The following is a 17704-nucleotide window of genomic DNA, read 5'->3' on the forward strand; positions in this document are numbered from 1 at the left end:
ATGGAGCGCATGATGAAAAAGTTACCTAAAATTCCCGCCACTCACATCACGGATGAATCTGTCTTTTTTATGAAACGCCGACAGTTGCTTAAAGCCTTAGGCGTTGGGGCTGCGGGTTTAACCATTGCGACGAATGCAAATGCGGGGCTCTTTTCATGGTTTAATGATGACACCCCAGCAGCTCCTACGGTGCCAAGAAAAGTGCTGACATTTACTCAGCCTACCGAATTTCAGTCATCCTTAACGCTCACCCCTGAAGATAAAGTGACGGGTTATAATAACTTTTATGAATTTGGGCTGGGTAAATCTGATCCTGCCGAGAATGCCCATACTTTAGTCACAGATGAGTGGACAGTGACCATTGATGGCGAAGTGAATCGCCCCCTCACTCTTAATTTAGATGACATCAATACTAAGTTCCCCTTAGAGGAGCGTATCTATCGTATGCGCTGCGTTGAGGCTTGGTCGATGGTCATCCCCTGGATTGGCTTTCCTTTAGCAAAATTATTGGCGTTAGTCGAACCCACCAGTAAGGCCAAATATGTGGCGTTTGAAACCCGCTATGCCCCCGAACAAATGCCAGGACAAAAAAGCCGCTATGTTGGCGGAGGCTTAGACTACCCTTATGTTGAAGGATTGCGCTTAGACGAAGCCATGAATCCACTGACTCTACTTGCTACAGGCGTTTATGGGAAAACATTACCCAACCAAAACGGTGCGCCGATCCGGTTGGTCGTCCCGTGGAAATATGGCTTCAAGGGGATTAAATCCATTGTCAAAATTCGTCTTACTGAGCAAATGCCGGATACCACATGGAACCTATCCGCCCCGAGTGAATATGGCTTTTTTGCCAACGTGAATCCAGATGTTGATCACCCTCGTTGGTCACAAGCGACCGAGCGTTTTATTGGTGCAGGAGGCTTAGGTCAAGTCACCCGCCAGCCTACATTGCTGTTTAATGGATATGGCGACCAAGTGGCAAGCTTATATCAAGGAATGGATTTGCGGAGATACTATTGATGCCCCAAGACAGTAGGCTAATCGTTGCATTAACCAAAGGAGGCTTTCATCTGATTGCACTGCTCCCTTTGGCATGGCTGATTTTTTTAATCGACGCTCAACGGCTTGGCGCTGATCCTGCTAAAGATATTCAACATTTTACGGGAATAGCCGCTTTACGTTTGCTGCTCATTATCGTGCTAATTCCACTGGCTGCGAGGTTATTGCGATTTACTACCCTGTTTCAAACGCGAAAATTACTGGGATTATGGTGTTTCTTCTGGGCTGTACTGCATTTAACTAGTTATCTATTACTGGAGATTGGCGTCAATAATTTGGCGTTATTTTTCGACGAGATTTTTTCGCGGATCTATTTAGTGATTGGCGCAATAGCTTGGCTATGTTTAATGTTGATGGCGGTCAGTTCATTCAACCGAATACGCCTTTCTTTGGGCGTATGGTGGAAAAGAATTCATATGTTACTCTATCCGACGTCCTTACTCGCACTTTGCCACTATGCTTTATCATTAAAAACCCTAACGCCTGAGCCATTTATCTATTTAGGGTTAGTGGGTAGTGCGTTCGCTTACCGTGTTTGGATCCAACAAAAACAGCAGATCAAACCTTAGGATAAGTTGGCGACCGCCAAGATCGCCAACCAATTCATCAGCGATAAAAAATCAGCTTTTTATCTACTTCAATATTCATCGAATCTTGCCAAGCCACCAGCGTTAAGTGAGCAAGCTTGCTCAGCCCCACATAAAATGGAGAATTGCCTTTTTCCTGCATTTTCTCTAAATACAGCAAGCCCCATGGCAAAATATGTTTCCCCAGTAATTCGGCGAGTTTTTCGGGTTGATGCTCTGCCACCCAAGCCACCATCATCATCAGTAAGCCAAAATGGTCTTCGGGTTCATTCTGTGTGAGATGAATATCAATTTGATTTGCTTGCATCCATTCGCGCAGTTGTAAGGTTGATTCCCCGAAAAGTACATTTTCTTTATCTAACCAGACCGAACCCCAAGGTGGCGAAGGGAGTGCGTAAGGACCGATAAAAAGGCGTTGGTATGCTTCATCCAGTGTTTCGTCATCACGTTGAACCACTGCCATTTCTGTCGCTATTGCCTGTTTTTGCTCTTCAGACCCATAATGCCAGTCTGACACCCACTCACCTGATGCCAGTAATTCGATAATGTCGGGCACCTGATCAGGAGAATAATAGAATGCCGCACCAAGGATCCGAGCTGTAACGGAAATATCATTTAAAGCGAGTTCGTTCATGGTGTGTAATCCACTGTTTATTTATCGTTTGGCTTATTATTAATAAAAAATTATAAATAAAAAGGCTTAGCAAAACATCTTGCTAAGCCTCATACAGAAAGACTTAATTAACTGCCATACCAACGGTCATGTGCAGACCATAGAACACACCGCGTCCGATAATCTCACCTGCCAGTACGAACAAAGTCCCTATGCCTAAATTAGCAACAGAGGGATTACGTCTCGCAATTAACGGCATGACCCAGCAACCCAAGCCCATCGCAATGGCGACAATCTTAATATCCATTAAGAAACCGTAGTCAGGGACTAAATCTGTTGCTTTTTGGACAGCAGTTTCAATGCTCGCCAAATCAAACCCTTGGGAAATTGCCACTGCTGCACTCACCAACAACGCCACCGCACTCAATGCAGGAAGACGGCGAATACATTGTAGGTCAAACCCAGCCACGCGCAGCAGCAATGCCGCGAGGATTGGTCCACCCAAGAATGCCGTTAACACGAAGTTGATCATGGTGTAGCTGTTATTCCACGTTGGTACCGTTGGGATTTGGTACACACGAGAGGTCGCGACCACAAAAATAGCCGCTAATACCGCCACTACCACTAGCCACAGTTTGCCTAATGTCGCAGGCATTTTGTTTAACACAGCCAACAACCAATACAAGCCGCCAAAGGCAAAGAAGATTGCACCACTGGCAATTTCATTACTCAATGAAGACGCACCTAAACGGTTAAACGCATTAAATGCACGCAGTGGTGTACCCATGTGCATCGTCGATAATAAGAAACCGATGCCCATTAAGACCCACAAACCGAACATGCTGTAATGCACTTTGCGGTTAAGTTCAGTGGATAATTTGCCACTTAACAACACCGCTGCCATCACAATAAATGCACCTGCAACACTTTGACCAATGACCGTAAAAAACATCAATGGCCATTCATGAATTCCCGCTCCCATATTAGACTTCCTCCGGGTTAGCCAGATGTCCCGTGGTATCACCGACAGGTTTGCTATTGGCATTCAATTTTAAAACGATATTTGGATGAGTGTACTCCGCTGACGGTAACGGTGCGATTTCCGCTAAATCGCCATATTTGGCGCGTAGCTCTTCAATCGGTGCCATATCCAGTGCACGCAGTGGGCAAGATTCCACACAAATTGGTTTTTTGCCTTCTGCAACACGCTCATAGCAACCGTCACACTTAGTCATGTGACCTTTGACTTGGTCAAACTGAGGAGCACCATAAGGGCATGCCATACTGCAATAGCGGCAACCAATACACACTGCTTCATCGACCACGACAAACCCGTCTTCGCGCTTATGCATTGCACCACTCGGACATACTTTGGCACACGCTGGGTCGTCACAGTGGTTACAAGAGATGGACAGATAATACGCAAAGACGTTTTGCCCATACACACCATCTTGCTCAGTCCAATCACCACCCGCATATTCATAAATACGACGGAAATTCACTTCTGGAGATAAATTTTTAAAGTCTTTGCACGCTAACTCACAGGTTTTGCAGCCAGTGCAACGACTTGAATCGATATAAAAACCATATTGCGTTGACATATCTGGCATCCTTAAGCTTTCACAACTTCAACAAGATTCGAGTGTGATGGGTTCCCTTTCGCCAATGGCGATGGACGTTGAGTGGTCAGCACGTTAATGCTGCCCGCATGATCAACGCGGTTACCATCTGGGTCATACCATGCACCCTCACCCAACCCCACTACACCTGGTAAAATACGTGGTGTGACTTTGACTTTGACACGCACTTCGCCGCGGTCATTGTATACGCGGACTAAATCCCCATGTTTCAGGTCGCGTTTTGCCGCATCTTGTGGGTTGATCCATAACTCTTGAGGACAAGCCGCTTTCAATACATCCACGTTGCCATAGGTTGAGTGGGTACGTGATTTATAGTGGAAGCCCGTCAACTGTAATGGGAATTTTTCCATTAATGGGTCGCCGTATTGCTCAAACCCAACGGAATAGACTGGCAATGGATGGATCACATCCCCCTCTTCCAATTCCCATGAATTTTGCAGCTCAGCTAATTGCGCGGAATAGATCTCAATCTTGCCTGATGGTGTCGTTAATGGATTCGCGATTGGGTCTTCACGGAAACTTTGGTAAGCCACATGGTGACCTTTCGGATCCCGTTTTTTGAAGATCCCTTGTTCGCGGAACTCTTCAAACGTTGGCAACTCAGGTAATGCCGCACGAGATTGTTCGTATAAATGGCGCAACCATTCTTCTTGGGTACGATTTTCAGTGAACTGTTCACCGACACCCATACGTTTAGCAATTTCGCTGGTCATTTCATAGATATTGCGGCTTTCAAAACGAGGTTTGATAGCTTGGTCGGCAAAAATAACGTAGGACATGTTGCCTGCAGACGCATCCATACAGAAATCCATTTGCTCCGATGCAGTACAGTCTGGTAGTAAGATATCCGCATATTTTGCAGAGGCGGTCATGTGGTTATCAATCACCACAATCATTTCACACTTCGATTCGTCTTGTAGGATATCGTGAGTACGGTTAATTTCTGAATGTTGGTTAACTAAACAGTTACCTGCGTAGTTCCATACCATTTTAATTGGCACATCCAATTTGTCTTTACCACGGACACCATCACGGGTAGCCGTCATTTCAGGGCCACGCAGGATAGCGTCTGTCCACATAAACATCGAAATGCTGGTTTTGACTGGGTTAGTTAATGTCGGCATACGGACAAATGGGATACTGTAAGAGCCTTCGCGTGCCCCCGTGTTACCACCGTGAATACCAATATTACCCGTGAGAATCGCTAACATAGAGATCGCACGGGAAGTCAGCTCACCATTAGAACGACGCTGAGGTCCCCAACCTTGCACAATGTAAGCCGGTTTTGCGGTCCCAATCTCGCGTGCTAATTTCACAATACGCGCAGCGGGAATACCGGTGATCGATGCAGCCCACTCAGGTGTTTTCGCTTGACCGTCAGGCCCTTCCCCTAAGATATACGCTTTATAATGTGCATTTTTCGGTGCGCCTGCTGGCATCGTAGTTTCGTCATAACCAACACAATATTTATCTAAGAACGGCTTATCGACTAAATCTTCTTTGATCATCACATACGCAATAGCGTTAACCAGCGCCGCATCAGTACCCGGACGAATTGGGATCCATTCATCTTCACGCCCTGCACCTGTATCGGTGTAGCGAGGATCGATGATGATCATTTTTGCGTTAGATTTTTCGCGTGCTTGTTCAACATAGTAAGTCACCCCGCCGCCGCTCATACGCGTTTCGCCTGGGTTATTACCAAACATCACCACTAATTTAGAGTTTTCGATATCTGATGGACTGTTACCGTCTGCCCAGCCACCAAAAGTGTAATTCAGACCTGCTGCAATCTGTGCAGTACTGTAGTCACCGTAATGGTTTAAGTAACCACCACAACAGTTCATCAGACGCGCAATTAAAGTCGCTCCCGGTGGCCATGATTTTGTCATGGTGCCGCCCAGAGTACCTGTGCCGTAATTCAGGTAAATGGACTCATTACCGTAGTCTTTGATTAAGCGTTTCATGTTATCCGCGATAACATCGAACGCTTCTTCCCAACTGATTCGTTTAAATTTACCTTCACCGCGTTTGCCCACACGCATCATTGGGTAGCGTAGGCGATCTGGGTTATAAACGCGGCGACGCATTGAGCGTCCACGTAAACAAGCTCGGACTTGATGCAGTTCTTCATATACGTCATTACCGGTATTATCCGTTTCAACGTATTTGATTTCACCGTCCACCACATGCATACGCAATGGACAACGGCTTCCGCAGTTTACCGTGCACGCACTCCAAACAACTTTTTCATTCCCTGATGGTGTCGATGTTTTTTGCTCTGTTTCCGCTGAGGCACTGAACGGAAGGGAAAATCCTCCCGCTGCTGCGGCTAAACCTGTCACGGCACCCGCTTTCACAAAGCCGCGACGGCTAAGAGGAGCAAAAATAGCAGCTTTCTCTTTTATATTGGCCATATATAACTCGCTCACTTAAATTGCAATTGCTTAAAATAATAAAAAGTTTTTTTCGCTAAAATAATGATTAAGAAAATGTATTCTCTGGGCTATTAGCAATAACACCACTAGCCACATGATTAGAGGTAATTAGAATTTTTTATTGAATTAATAATATCAATCGCGGAATTTGAGAGGTTGTTTTACATCAACAAAGCTGTTGGTAATCAATATAGTGAACTACTTTTTGCCGCTTAACTCGTGGCTGATTCTAGGAATTCGCTATGTATTGGAATATATAACCAGGAGTTTTGTAATATATAAAACCTTAATTTCAAATGATTATAAAAAATAATACTCTTAAAATTTTATTTTTTTAGATTTCCTCTTATGATGGTCTTTCTGGTGTTTATTAGAAGTCTGAAGACAATAAATGAAAATGAAAATCAATTTCATAATTAATTTTTAAACATATTCAAAATACAAGAATGAGATATTTTCATTCAAAAATAAATTTGATTTATTAGCACTCATTCTCTTTAGCACTAAAACTAAGCAGAATTTAATCTAATTAAAAATCACACCAAAACAGCACTACTCACAGTTACCTACGGCGTAATATTTATCAAAAATAACAATGTACTTGCGACTTTTTTTAGATAAACGCGCATCTTGATACGTTTGATTAGGTAGCAAGTAAAGAACGTAAGGCTCGGTATCATCCTCTGCATTGCAATTGTTATGCAGCAATACTCTAAAATAAGTATTCCCTGTATTTTTCAAAATGCCTGCATTTTGGTCGAGAGTGTACTTAAAATCAGGCTGTTTGGGTCTCACGACGAAGTACGTTTCTAAACTCACCGTTGGGTAAAACAGCGGCTGTTTACGCTGCTCTTTATCATTCTGCATTTCAAGCGGTGTTTCACTGATGATAATTTTGTAATAGCGCTCTTGGTTATCTTCCGCTCCGCGATAAAAAATTTTAAAAAATTCCTGCTCTCCCGGTAATAGGATTTTCTTGAGTGGTGTAAAGATGATTTCACCATCATGAATCGCGCGTCCTTGTTCATGACTACCCGGTTTATCAATCTGATATGCGCTGAAACTGTACAAGTTGGTTTTTTTGGTATCGTTAATATAAGGCTTAGAAAAGAATTCGCCCTCGGAGTCCATCGAAGAAATATCCGAGCTAATGTAGAGTGCATGAGCGCTGCCATTGAATGAAAATAGCATGCTGAGCAATAAGAATTTCAGCAAAGAATTGAATGTCATATTTAACCTGTTAGCGCTGAAGAAAAAGGCGACTTAAGATTAAATAAATCGCCTCAAAGGTGAATCATATTTAATGAATATCGGGTCCCGTCCAGATGGCTTTTACTGTCACGGTGCCGCTTGCCGAAACGGTCCCTAACCAATCAATTCCATCCAACGTAAAGAATGAGTTCGCTTCATTCATTGGAAATGATAAATCTAAATTCGTGCGATAAAACGAGCCTAAATCTTCATTCGGTTTTGCCCACGGAGTCTCCTCCCATAACGCATTTTTGAGGGAGATCTCGTTGCTATCGCAGCTGGCTCGGTAAGACTCTAAGCTTCCCGTGTAATTTTTAAATGACAAATACGCCGAAAACGGGACTTGCAGTTTGTCATCATTCGAACTAAATAAGCAGTACGATTGCCCTTTTAGCGTCGTGCTCGGTCCATCCACTGCTGCCGTAATTGAATCTGCCTGCCTTGGTCCGCTGGTCGTCACAATATAATTAAATTCAATTGGCGGCTCTTCATTTCCCACTTTCCCTGTTTTCGATTGATTCGGGTTAAAGTCAGCAGGGATAATACTTATCCCATAATCCCGCGGTTTAAGAATAAGGGTATTGGACGGTGTGAACTCATAATAACCAGATTGAGGTACCGCTGAGTTAGTAAATGAAAACGTAAAAAACTCTTGGCTATTTTTAAAATCAACATTGGACGATACCAACCGCTTCAAAAACGTATTGGATAGAAATATCGATACATTCTTATTATTGCCTTTAAAGTAATAGCTCGCTGGGTAAGTTGTATTGTAATAATACCAACTATTACTCCCGTCATCAGGACCAATCAATATCGTGTTAGCAGCAGGTACAAACGGAATCAATGTACTATTAACCTTTAAACTCAACATAATATTGGCGAATATCTCCCCCTTTGTCTCATGATCGACAACTTGGCAGATAATCCCATTTTGATTTAATACGATACCGATTCTGCAAAATTGAGAACCTAATCCTAAAGTTGGATTTCCATTACTATCAATAAATATCTCTTGCAAAGCCCCCGTTGAAGTCAGCTTGATATGCCCAGATTTAGTAATATTGAATTCATGGGATGCGATAATCTGCCCGCCTACACTTTGGCAAGTCTCGCCTTTGCTTGGGTTATAATCGGTTTTTGTCATGCAAGATCTATAGCTATAACTTTCGGCAGTTCCTACCGGTAACTTAAGAAAGTATTGGTATGCAGAATCACTAAATATTCCCCGAGCATAGTAAGATTCCCCATTAATATTGCTTTGTACTATCTTGTATGCACCCTCTTTCCCAAGGTATTGCGCTGGCCAATAACCACTGTCGTCATTGCAATATCCTCGCATACACCTATTCCCAGTAAATGGTCTATCTATCTGAGAATTTTCTAACCAGATATCAACAAATTGGTTTGCCTGAATGGCCGTATTCACATACCCCATATAGCCCAAACTCAGCTGTAGCGATTTTGAGTAACGCGTATATTTGTTGGCACCTGAAAAACGGGGGTCCGTTGTTCTTGGTGTAATGAAATATTCGTCATCAACGTTATTTTCAATAAAAACATAGCTGTTAGTGACCGTGACAGCATGTGTTGCCGCGCTGAATAAAAAATTCAAAATAAAAGGGGCAACTATGAATATAAGAAATCTATTTCTCTTCATCGTTAAATTCTCATTATCTTTTCGCATAACTAGATTGCGGCTCACAAGTCACCTCACCGACCCATAAAGCACCGCGTGCTCCTTGTAGGTTTAAATCGGCTTCACAGATCGTTTTCTCATCTTCTTGCAATAACGAAATCACGGGATAGCGCACATCAACGTCCATGGAGAATTCTCCATTTTTATCGGTTTTTGTTCGCCCAATATGGTTACGAATTGAGGCATATTTGATGTATTCGCCATCCGGTGATTTCAAACGACCAAACACTGTGACCAATTGACGAACCTCAGGTTGATAAAACGCGATATTGCCCGGATACAGCGTGACGGATTTATTGCGTCCAGAGACAATGTCAAAACTGTCTTTTGACTTCCCGTCATTCATTAACTGAATGTCATAATCTGAATAGGGTGACAGTGGAATAAAGGTATTTTTTCCGCTGATTGGGTAATTTTGCCCATTCACCTTCGCCGTCATGCTACCGCTACCTTGAATCTCAGAATTAATAATGACCCCTGACTTTCCTTGGTTGCCACTCGGTGTGATCATGCCATTGCTATACGCGACCGAACCGCGAGAGGTTAAGTTACCGTTCAGTCGATCGCCATCCGGTCGGTTAATCGTGACCGTACCCGAGTTATATTTCGTGTCATAAGAGGCGTAAGCCAGCGTCGAAAAATCCGAAGCACCATTATCTTTGTCACGCACTAACTTCGAGACCGAAATTCCCGCATTGGTGATCGGTGAGTTTTCAAAACTTTTGTTGGCATAGATATTGGCTTTCATATTACCGTTAGTGGAAGAAACACCCGTGCTTAACCACGTAGACAGCGGTAATGAGAAATCTAAATTCACATATTTTTCGTTGGTGCTGTTTTGATTATCATAGTGATAACGTTGTACACCCGCTCTGAGTCCAACCGTTCCATACCGCCCAGAAAACAGCGTATTCGAATATTCATAGTTAATTGAATCACTGCCTACGCGGCGATCTTTCGTATTACTGATCGTGAATGAACCTGTTCTATCAACAATTTTGTCGAAGTTAACTGTCGCGCCATAGGAATAGTTATCCGCATCGTAAAGCGGTAAATCCCCTTCAATCACGGTTCTTTCTCGTGATGCCCAAAAAGAACCATAACCATCAGGAATACTGACAGAAATCGTACCGATGTTGCGATGGCTACCGTGGTTTTCCAGCATGCCCTGCCAAGAAAGCGAGATATAGTTATTAATCGATGCATTAATGCTCGTTTCTTGAACCAAGAATTTATCAAAACCATAGTTTGACATCTGAAAGCGTATGCCCGATAACACAGGGAAGCTATATGCAAATGACGCTCCCGCTAAATAGCTTTTCTCTGGAGCTTGGCTATGACGATCTTCACCACGGACATAATTTCTTTTATCGAAGTCAACATAACCCCCGTACATTTCCCAATTCAGTTTGTCGAAATTTCCTCCGATTGCCCCTAAGGATTTATTAATTGTCTGGTTTTGAGTGGTCACCACTTTCCCATCAACAACCGTTTCAATAGTGACGTCATAGATACCAAAAGGCAGCATACTGGTATCAATTTCAAAGTTACCCATTGGGAAGTTTTGGATGTTAAGGAGCTTACCTTGGCGATAAATACGAACTTCGCCAGGGCTATTTAAGAAGGCATAAATAGGGGTAAGTGACTGCTGCTTACTGTTGACGACACTCTCGGAGTTATTCCCGATAGTAACCGCATAAATTTTGCTACTGCTCAACGCAGTTAAGCTCGCAATGGATTGTAAATTCCACGTACTCATTAAACCCAATGCGACACGCAGCCCATTAAAGTCACGCTCATACATCGCTCGGTATAATTCAACATTGGCATTGGATTTTCCGATACTATAAGCCGAGGCATTAATATTAAAATGGTGTTCGGCTGCGGCAAAGAGCGCGTCTAAATTGAAATAGCTACTGGAGCTATTTTTTGCATTTTTTACCTGACTTTGGAATACACCCAAATCATAGTTTGCCACTGCAGAGAGCGAATTAACGGATGAATCACCTAATACAGAATGCCTTGCGCGAGTTTTAGGTGCAAATGCAGCTTTATCAACATCTAATGATAAATTAAATGATGATATGTTGAGTTTCAGTACGGCATTGTTATCAATGACGATGCCATTGGTATCATCGAAAATCGCATTTTGTTTATTTTCAATCTTCTCAACCAATAAGCTGTTCAGTTTTGGACCTTGCGTACTATCAATGAGTTGAATGCTCGATAATTTAATTTTACCTTGGTCAATGACAATAACGGCATCCGCGATTTTATCTTCGCTCTGGTTTTTTTTAGCATCATCACTTAATCGCAGGAAAACAGGCACCGACATTCCTTCTTCCAATGCACTCACAAATGCAGGAGGAATAATATATCCGCCAATTTTAATACTCTTCATCTCACTGGCATGAATGGTGTTTGAAAGAAAAATGCTTAATATTGATAAAGCAATAACACTCTTACGCATGATTAAAGTCCGTTATTAATTATTTGACAACAATGAAATCTCCTTTGTGCCAAATACCTACGCTAGATTTTTTATTATTAATATCGACAAACTGTAATTTCACAGCTAAATGCGGCATCAAGTAATAACGCTCCCGACAAATACCATCTACGCTGTATTTTTGTTTTTCAGGTAAGCAGGGCCCTGATGCCACCACACGAAACGAGCTATTTCCGATATTGGAGACTTGAGAATTTGTAAATTGATAATTAAATTTCTCAATTCTTGGTGCAACGACAAGAATCGTACTAATTGTTGCGGAGGTTGTCGCTGAGGCTGACTTTGTACTTTGCGTCACTCCACTTTCACCAATAGGATCATCTTTCCAATTTAGTCGGTAATATCTTTCTTTATCATCCTTAGGCCCTTGATAAATAATTTTAAACACATCTTTTGCTTGACCGGGTAAAATCAAGTTAGCAGGGGTTGATAATATTTCGTTGGGATCTGTAACCGGAATAACTTTTCCACCCTCAAGTGGCGAATCTATTTTTTCAATCGTTAAATTCACAAGTCTTGCCGTATTAACGGTATTTTCAATTTCTTTTGCTAATGAGTCTTCATCTGATGAAATTATCTCAGTGATATTTCCCACATTAACCGCAAAACTCATTTTCAGTGGGAGAATAGATAATAAAGCTAACGCTAATGTTATTTTCTTCATAATGATAAATTTTAAAAAATATAACGATAAAGATATTACTTCCTTATAGTATCCTTATCGTGAAAATTAGTTATTCACTAAACGGAATAATCAATTAAGGAGCTGGAGTGAACGTACCATCCCAAGTTGCAGTGAACTGAACTTTAACATCACCATCCCATGAACCATCGGTGAGTGCTTTAAAGTCTGTTGCTGAACCAGCAGCTTCTGCGCTTGCAATAACGAAAGTGAATTCACCACGGTCAGTTGCACGCTCTGAACCATTGTAGATACCATCAGCAGCTAAATTGTCTAAACCAGACGTTAAGCCTTTAGAAGTATCGATTAATACGGTATCAGTTGTTTTATTGAGATCTTCACCATTCCATTTAACACCAACAGTTAATTTAGAATCATCTGTTGTTCTTGCTAATGTGTTAGAAATGATTTTTGATGCTAATTTAAAATCTGTCGCACCTGATTGACCTTGAATAGCAATATCGAATGCGCCATTTTGCTGGTTAAAGCTTTTTTGGCCTTCTGCGTAATTAAACGTTAAGCTTTTTAATGGCGTAACAACTAACATACTTGTTGTGTCTTTAATTGCAGTCGCCTGCCATGTCGCGGTTGCTTGAGCAGTACGAGTCTCAGCATTAGCAACTGTAGCAAAGGAAGCAGCAATAATTGTTGATAGCAAAACAGATGCCATTTTTTTATTTAACATGTTGTTCTCTCTATTTAATATCCATGAAGAAAAAATTTAATTGCATAGCATAAAAAACACATTCATTGTGTGTTTTATAAAAAACAATCAAATTTCTATAGGATATGCTTAATAAAATAACCAGAATTAACTGATTATTTTATTTCTAATTTAAAAGGAAAAATTAGCAGTTATTGATGATGTTTTTTGTTGAATAGTCGCCCCAAGAAGTATATTTATTCATACTTCCTTTATTTTCTGTTCTTTTTTCAGATTCAGTATTTTTCTCGATATAATTAATGACATCAATCCATCGTTTATCTAAGACAATTAAAAAATGGTCTAATTGTTCTAGGGTAATCGACGTAATTCCCATTTCATATCTTGATATTTGTTGCTGACTGATCCCTATTAATTTTGCCAGCTGCTTTCCCGTCATATTCTTTTCTTTTCGTGACTTTCTTAGAAACGCCCCTACTTGTCCACTAATTATATTAGATTTCATTAACCACCCTCCAATATAAAGAAAATATTTATTTAACTTTCATTTATAATAAATACATTAAAATAAGAGTAAAAACGTTTGTACCGATCGAACAATAGCCATTTGATAGGTGATGGCTATCAAATATAATTTATCGATCGCTGGCAATTATTAAGATACAACCAAGGCGAGTACTCTCTATATGATAAGTACAATTAACTAACTGATATATAATAAGTAAAAATTTATTTACTTAATTTAATATATTAGTAATTTTTTTGAAAATAAATTCACGTGTAAGGAGTAATGAAACATAACAATAAGATTAGACACATTTAATATTACAACTAATTACAATTTGAAACAGATTTTGGTCATTTAAAAAAATAAAAACCCATGCGGTGAGTAATATATCAACGTAAAAATATATTTCTATATTTTAATTTATTACTAAGCAAGAATTTTCATTCTAATATCAACCTGAAAGCAACAAACTGGCATCATAATAATTACAATCCAGATAGTGTGCCATCAATATCCCACGAATTAGAGATATTAGCGTGCGATATCTTTATATATTAATACATTTTGCTATATAAGAGATAACTTACCTATTTCTTTACGTATTGATTGATGGATTTATACTCAATTTAGAGAAGAAAATACAATGAAAGGCGAGTTGGAAAGATATTGCCCCTAATCAGAGGCAATATTATTGTATAAAGTGGGCTAACAAAGAGGTTATTTAATTCCCTTAAGCTGCTTCACGGTTTCATCCACATCAATCTCATCTTCAGAGAACGTTAACGTCGTACCATGCAAAGTTTCAATCGCGAGCTTTTTCAACGCACGAGTTGCTCCCGGCTTAACGTTAGTTTTAGGTTTGATGCTGTTCATCAGCGCACCGATTGATAGCACCGTATTTTCTTTATCAATACGCGTATCAGCAGGAACATCTTCATAATAAGTACGGAAAGATTTAATCGCGGTCAGCTTAATTCGCTCACCAGCAATATAGATATATTTGCTTTCAGGGATCACTTTAACCGCGAAAGCCGATAAGCCTTTATTATTCGTGGTCGGCTCAAAAGTAACCTCCGCCCCTTTTTTGATAAGATCGGGGTTGGCAACTTTAATCACATGAAAATAACGGTTGTCCCCGTTTTCATCTTTGAGAAATCCAAAACCTTTATCTTCAAACCACGTTGTGATTGTTCCGTTCATTACCCTACCACCTTCTTTATTAACTCAGTTTCACTGCGCGCAGTATAAAGCACAATGCCTGTCCAAACTATGCCTTTAGTTTTAGTCTAGCTGATAAGCGAATAACATCATCGTCAGTCAGCCCAAAATTGGTTATGATCCTCAGCCATTTCTCATAGGAATCACCTGATGTCGACAATTATTGATACCTTTATTGCACCGCCTTGCCATGAAGACATTGAAATCCTATATCAGGACGAACAGCTTATTATCATTAATAAGCCTTCCGGACTACTGAGCCTATCAGGGAAAAATCCTCAAAATCTTGATTCTGTGCATTACCGGCTTGTTCAGATTTATCCCGAATGCACGCTCGTTCATCGCCTTGATTTTGGAACTTCTGGCGTGATGGTTGCCGCGCGCAATAAAGCCATAAATGCCGCACTGTGCCAACAGTTTAGTCAACGTACTGTCACCAAAGCCTACCATGCGCTACTTTGTGGTCATGTGGAAAATAATGAAGGTGTGATAGATGCGCCAATTGCTAAAGATCCGGCGCTGTTTCCACGAATGTCGATTTGTGAGACCCACGGTAAATCTGCCCGTTCGTACTATCATGTCATTGAACGGTTTTACGATGAGCAAAGCGATGGAAACCAATTACCATTAACGCGGGTGAAATTCATCCCAGAAACAGGACGAACCCATCAGTTGCGCATTCACAGCCAACTCTTTGGTCACCCTATTTTGGGATGCGACTTATATGGCGGCTTATTACCAATAGGTATAGAACCCGCACCGAGGCTTATGTTGCACGCCAGTGAGTTGAATTTTGTTCACCCTATTACTGGAAAACCCATTCATGCGTGCAGTGAAAGCCCGTTTTAAATAATTACCACATCAAGTCATCAGGAATTTTAAAGTCTGCGTATGGGTCATCTTCATCCTGCGCTTCCTGACTCAGCGCATTGTTTAGCACGATGCTACTTTCATCTCGCTGAGCGATTTTATCTGCCACACTCGCAGGGATAATCGCGTATACATTCACTTCCGGATTGTCCGTGACTAAACGAGCAATCGCTAAACGCCCGCTAATCAGTTGGGCTTGCGTCGTTTTATCGACGACAACTTGCTTGATAACGTTGTTATCGGTGAAATTAAAGCTAATATCACCTCTCGCTATCTCAATTTTGTTCATTTCAATCAGCTGCTTCACCTGAGCTTTATACTCTTTGGCTAGCGCCGCTTGTTTCTGTTGATCACTCAGTTGTTTATCACGTTCAAGCTGAGCCTTTTTATTTTCTTCTACTGCTTCTCTTGCTTCCCGAGCCTGTACTCGTGATTTTTTCGCCGTACGTTCCACTTTCGCCATCTTTTTACTGGTGACGAGTCCCGCTTTGAGCATTTGCTCTTGTAAGGTGAGTTTTGCCATGTTGATATCTAAGCTCGTTGAATAGAATTGGCAGGATTATAACTGTAAATCTAATTTATTTTCAGTTCCTTTTAGAACCTTGTTCAGCTTAGTGGTGAAATTAATTCTTATCAAAAATGCCTGCGTGGTTAACAGCAATCTAAATGTGTTTCAATTTCATAAATGGAACCATAGTCTAAAATGTATGTGTCATTTTTAATGCATCTTAATTTGATCTACATCACAAACATCAATAACTTAAGTTAAATTAAGTGTCATTAAATGTCATTGAAATAATATTTTGACATATTTTGTACATTTCAATGTATTGTATTCATAATTGTTACCAACCATGTAATGAAAGATTTAATTTAACCGATTGAATTTTATTATTATTTTTACATTGATAATGGTTTTTCATTTTATATTCACATTGGTTAAAATGTAAATATGAAAAGATATTTATTTTGACATATAAGACTAAAATTTAGTCTTATTATGATTATTTTAAGATTTTATCACTACTGATTTTAAACGTATTATGAGTAGGGATATCGTAACCTTTTGTAATTTATTCACTTTAAAAAACCCTTCATATTAGTAATGTGTAAATCATGCTTTGGTTGGAAATCTCCCCAAATTTTACCCTATTGTTTTTTACTCCTAATTTGTTTAAAAATAAAAACAGATTCGTGCTCATGAGTTTATTTTATTTAATATATATTGAAATTGATTCTTATTTAATGTTTTAAGGTTTATGAATGAGTTTAAAAAAAATAGAGAAAATGACAGAATCATTTTCTCAAGCTATCGCTGATGAAATTGCAAGCTTAAGAAGAAAGAGATTATTATCCGGTAGCCAATTAGGTTCACTTATTGGCGTTTCACAGCAACAAATTTCACGTTATGAAAATGGAATTTGTGAAATAACTTTATCTACCTTATGTCTTTTGCTTCATTATTTAGGTGTATCTTTAGAATCTTTCTTCTTCTTTGTCTCCGAACGAATAGAAGCCAATGAACCTGAACTTTATGGTGAATTTAATTTATTATTTGAACAACATGGGGCTCTAATTTCAAAATAAATCATAGAGAATATATAACTCTTTATTGGAGTGAACTTTAATTCTAATTTCATTTCAAATGAATGATTTTAATTTTGAATAGAATATTAAATAAACATCTTTCGTAGATATAAAACACCATTGTAAAAAGAGCTGGAATTTCAATAATAGCTTAAAAAATATCACACTATTAGTTTAATTTTAATGTTGATGATTTTATGACTGTACCAAATTATTTTTTGTACAGTGATAAGCTTATTCTAATTAATAATTTACATTGAGTAATTCTATTTTATTGAATTAAGTTTTATTTCAGTTTTTATTTTTTATATAAAGGAAATTTAATATGGCTTTTAAAAAATTAGCATTAACAACATTCTTCGCAGGAGTTTCTTGTGTG

General features: G+C 39.9%; 16 protein-coding genes. 4 read left to right on the forward strand and 12 right to left on the reverse strand.

Annotation, left to right across the window (positions count from 1 at the left end; genetic code table 11):
* The first annotated feature begins 12 nt into the window (after nucleotides 1-12).
* On the forward strand, nucleotides 13-1020 hold the full coding sequence (gene msrP / locus PROVALCAL_RS12965; RefSeq protein ID WP_006663158.1) for a protein-methionine-sulfoxide reductase catalytic subunit MsrP: 1008 nt from the start codon (nucleotides 13-15) through the stop codon (nucleotides 1018-1020).
* Nucleotides 1020-1628, forward strand: a complete 609-nt coding sequence (locus tag PROVALCAL_RS12970; RefSeq protein ID WP_006659743.1) for a protein-methionine-sulfoxide reductase heme-binding subunit MsrQ — start codon at nucleotides 1020-1022, stop codon at nucleotides 1626-1628. Before msrP ends, PROVALCAL_RS12970 begins: the two co-directional genes overlap by 1 nt.
* Nucleotides 1629-1665: 37 nt before the next feature.
* Here PROVALCAL_RS12970 and dmsD read toward each other — a convergent pair whose 3' ends face one another.
* The 11 genes from dmsD to PROVALCAL_RS13025 all read right to left on the reverse strand — a co-directional run bounded on the left by dmsD (nucleotide 1666) and on the right by PROVALCAL_RS13025 (nucleotide 14850).
* Nucleotides 1666-2280 (reverse strand): Tat proofreading chaperone DmsD, encoded by a 615-nt coding sequence (dmsD, locus tag PROVALCAL_RS12975; protein ID WP_006659744.1) that lies wholly within the window; start codon nucleotides 2278-2280, stop codon nucleotides 1666-1668.
* Nucleotides 2281-2383: 103 nt separating this feature from the next.
* A complete protein-coding gene (locus PROVALCAL_RS12980) occupies nucleotides 2384-3241 on the reverse strand; it encodes a DmsC/YnfH family molybdoenzyme membrane anchor subunit (RefSeq protein WP_006659745.1) in 858 nt (285 codons plus the stop codon).
* A 1-nt stretch (nucleotide 3242) separates the two neighbouring features.
* A complete protein-coding gene (locus PROVALCAL_RS12985; RefSeq protein WP_006663162.1) occupies nucleotides 3243-3860 on the reverse strand; it encodes a DMSO/selenate family reductase complex B subunit in 618 nt (205 codons plus the stop codon).
* 11 nt (nucleotides 3861-3871) lie between these two features.
* On the reverse strand, nucleotides 3872-6316 hold the full coding sequence (gene dmsA / locus PROVALCAL_RS12990) for a dimethylsulfoxide reductase subunit A (RefSeq protein ID WP_006659747.1): 2445 nt from the start codon (nucleotides 6314-6316) through the stop codon (nucleotides 3872-3874).
* A gap of 573 nt (nucleotides 6317-6889) precedes the next feature.
* Nucleotides 6890-7567, reverse strand: coding sequence for a hypothetical protein (locus PROVALCAL_RS12995; protein ID WP_006663164.1), 678 nt, complete (start codon nucleotides 7565-7567; stop codon nucleotides 6890-6892).
* Nucleotides 7568-7637: 70 nt separating this feature from the next.
* Nucleotides 7638-9275, reverse strand: coding sequence for a hypothetical protein (locus PROVALCAL_RS13000; RefSeq protein WP_006659749.1), 1638 nt, complete (start codon nucleotides 9273-9275; stop codon nucleotides 7638-7640).
* The gene (locus PROVALCAL_RS13005; protein ID WP_006659750.1) at nucleotides 9262-11757 is read right to left on the reverse strand and encodes a TcfC E-set like domain-containing protein; all 2496 of its coding nucleotides are present in this window, start codon (nucleotides 11755-11757) and stop codon (nucleotides 9262-9264) included. Before PROVALCAL_RS13005 ends, PROVALCAL_RS13000 begins: the two co-directional genes overlap by 14 nt.
* A gap of 19 nt (nucleotides 11758-11776) precedes the next feature.
* On the reverse strand, nucleotides 11777-12460 hold the full coding sequence (locus tag PROVALCAL_RS13010) for an EcpB family pilus assembly chaperone (protein WP_006659751.1): 684 nt from the start codon (nucleotides 12458-12460) through the stop codon (nucleotides 11777-11779).
* 94 nt (nucleotides 12461-12554) lie between these two features.
* Complete coding sequence (gene ecpA / locus PROVALCAL_RS13015) at nucleotides 12555-13163, reverse strand: common pilus major fimbrillin subunit EcpA (protein WP_006659752.1); 609 nt, start codon at nucleotides 13161-13163, stop codon at nucleotides 12555-12557.
* Nucleotides 13164-13326: 163 nt separating this feature from the next.
* Nucleotides 13327-13647 carry a helix-turn-helix domain-containing protein gene (locus PROVALCAL_RS13020; protein WP_006659753.1) on the reverse strand — a complete coding sequence of 107 codons (321 nt, stop codon included), beginning with the start codon at nucleotides 13645-13647 and terminating at the stop codon, nucleotides 13327-13329.
* A gap of 720 nt (nucleotides 13648-14367) precedes the next feature.
* Nucleotides 14368-14850 (reverse strand): cold-shock protein, encoded by a 483-nt coding sequence (locus tag PROVALCAL_RS13025; RefSeq protein WP_006659754.1) that lies wholly within the window; start codon nucleotides 14848-14850, stop codon nucleotides 14368-14370.
* A gap of 168 nt (nucleotides 14851-15018) precedes the next feature.
* On the opposite strand from PROVALCAL_RS13025, the gene PROVALCAL_RS13030 reads away from it, so the two are divergent.
* Nucleotides 15019-15717, forward strand: a complete 699-nt coding sequence (locus tag PROVALCAL_RS13030; RefSeq protein ID WP_006659755.1) for an RluA family pseudouridine synthase — start codon at nucleotides 15019-15021, stop codon at nucleotides 15715-15717.
* A 4-nt stretch (nucleotides 15718-15721) separates the two neighbouring features.
* Here the strand turns inward: PROVALCAL_RS13030 and PROVALCAL_RS13035 are convergent, their stop codons facing one another.
* Entirely contained in the window at nucleotides 15722-16261 is a 540-nt protein-coding gene (locus tag PROVALCAL_RS13035; RefSeq protein WP_006659756.1) for a DUF2058 domain-containing protein, read from the reverse strand.
* A 740-nt stretch (nucleotides 16262-17001) separates the two neighbouring features.
* Between PROVALCAL_RS13035 and PROVALCAL_RS13040 the strand changes: the two genes are divergently transcribed.
* A complete protein-coding gene (locus PROVALCAL_RS13040) occupies nucleotides 17002-17325 on the forward strand; it encodes a helix-turn-helix domain-containing protein (protein WP_006659757.1) in 324 nt (107 codons plus the stop codon).
* Nucleotides 17326-17704: the final 379 nt, after the last annotated feature.

The organism is Providencia alcalifaciens DSM 30120, assembly GCF_000173415.1.
Lineage (GTDB): Bacteria > Pseudomonadota > Gammaproteobacteria > Enterobacterales > Enterobacteriaceae > Providencia > Providencia alcalifaciens.

Excerpts from the sequence above, each read along its gene's own strand:
- PROVALCAL_RS13035 (WP_006659756.1), bottom strand. The coding sequence starts at position 16,261 with ATGGCAAAACTCACCTTACAAGAGCAAATGCTCAAAGCGGGACTCGTC.
- PROVALCAL_RS13030 (WP_006659755.1), top strand. The coding sequence starts at position 15,019 with ATGTCGACAATTATTGATACCTTTATTGCACCGCCTTGCCATGAAGAC.
- PROVALCAL_RS13000 (WP_006659749.1), bottom strand. The coding sequence starts at position 9,275 with ATGCGAAAAGATAATGAGAATTTAACGATGAAGAGAAATAGATTTCTT.
- PROVALCAL_RS12970 (WP_006659743.1), top strand. The coding sequence starts at position 1,020 with ATGCCCCAAGACAGTAGGCTAATCGTTGCATTAACCAAAGGAGGCTTT.
- PROVALCAL_RS12995 (WP_006663164.1), bottom strand. The coding sequence starts at position 7,567 with ATGACATTCAATTCTTTGCTGAAATTCTTATTGCTCAGCATGCTATTT.
- dmsD (WP_006659744.1), bottom strand. The coding sequence starts at position 2,280 with ATGAACGAACTCGCTTTAAATGATATTTCCGTTACAGCTCGGATCCTT.
- PROVALCAL_RS13010 (WP_006659751.1), bottom strand. The coding sequence starts at position 12,460 with ATGAAGAAAATAACATTAGCGTTAGCTTTATTATCTATTCTCCCACTG.
- PROVALCAL_RS12985 (WP_006663162.1), bottom strand. The coding sequence starts at position 3,860 with ATGTCAACGCAATATGGTTTTTATATCGATTCAAGTCGTTGCACTGGC.
- PROVALCAL_RS13040 (WP_006659757.1), top strand. The coding sequence starts at position 17,002 with ATGAGTTTAAAAAAAATAGAGAAAATGACAGAATCATTTTCTCAAGCT.
- ecpA (WP_006659752.1), bottom strand. The coding sequence starts at position 13,163 with ATGTTAAATAAAAAAATGGCATCTGTTTTGCTATCAACAATTATTGCT.
- PROVALCAL_RS13005 (WP_006659750.1), bottom strand. The coding sequence starts at position 11,757 with ATGCGTAAGAGTGTTATTGCTTTATCAATATTAAGCATTTTTCTTTCA.
- dmsA (WP_006659747.1), bottom strand. The coding sequence starts at position 6,316 with ATGGCCAATATAAAAGAGAAAGCTGCTATTTTTGCTCCTCTTAGCCGT.
- PROVALCAL_RS12980 (WP_006659745.1), bottom strand. The coding sequence starts at position 3,241 with ATGGGAGCGGGAATTCATGAATGGCCATTGATGTTTTTTACGGTCATT.
- PROVALCAL_RS13020 (WP_006659753.1), bottom strand. The coding sequence starts at position 13,647 with ATGAAATCTAATATAATTAGTGGACAAGTAGGGGCGTTTCTAAGAAAG.
- msrP (WP_006663158.1), top strand. The coding sequence starts at position 13 with ATGAAAAAGTTACCTAAAATTCCCGCCACTCACATCACGGATGAATCT.
- PROVALCAL_RS13025 (WP_006659754.1), bottom strand. The coding sequence starts at position 14,850 with ATGAACGGAACAATCACAACGTGGTTTGAAGATAAAGGTTTTGGATTT.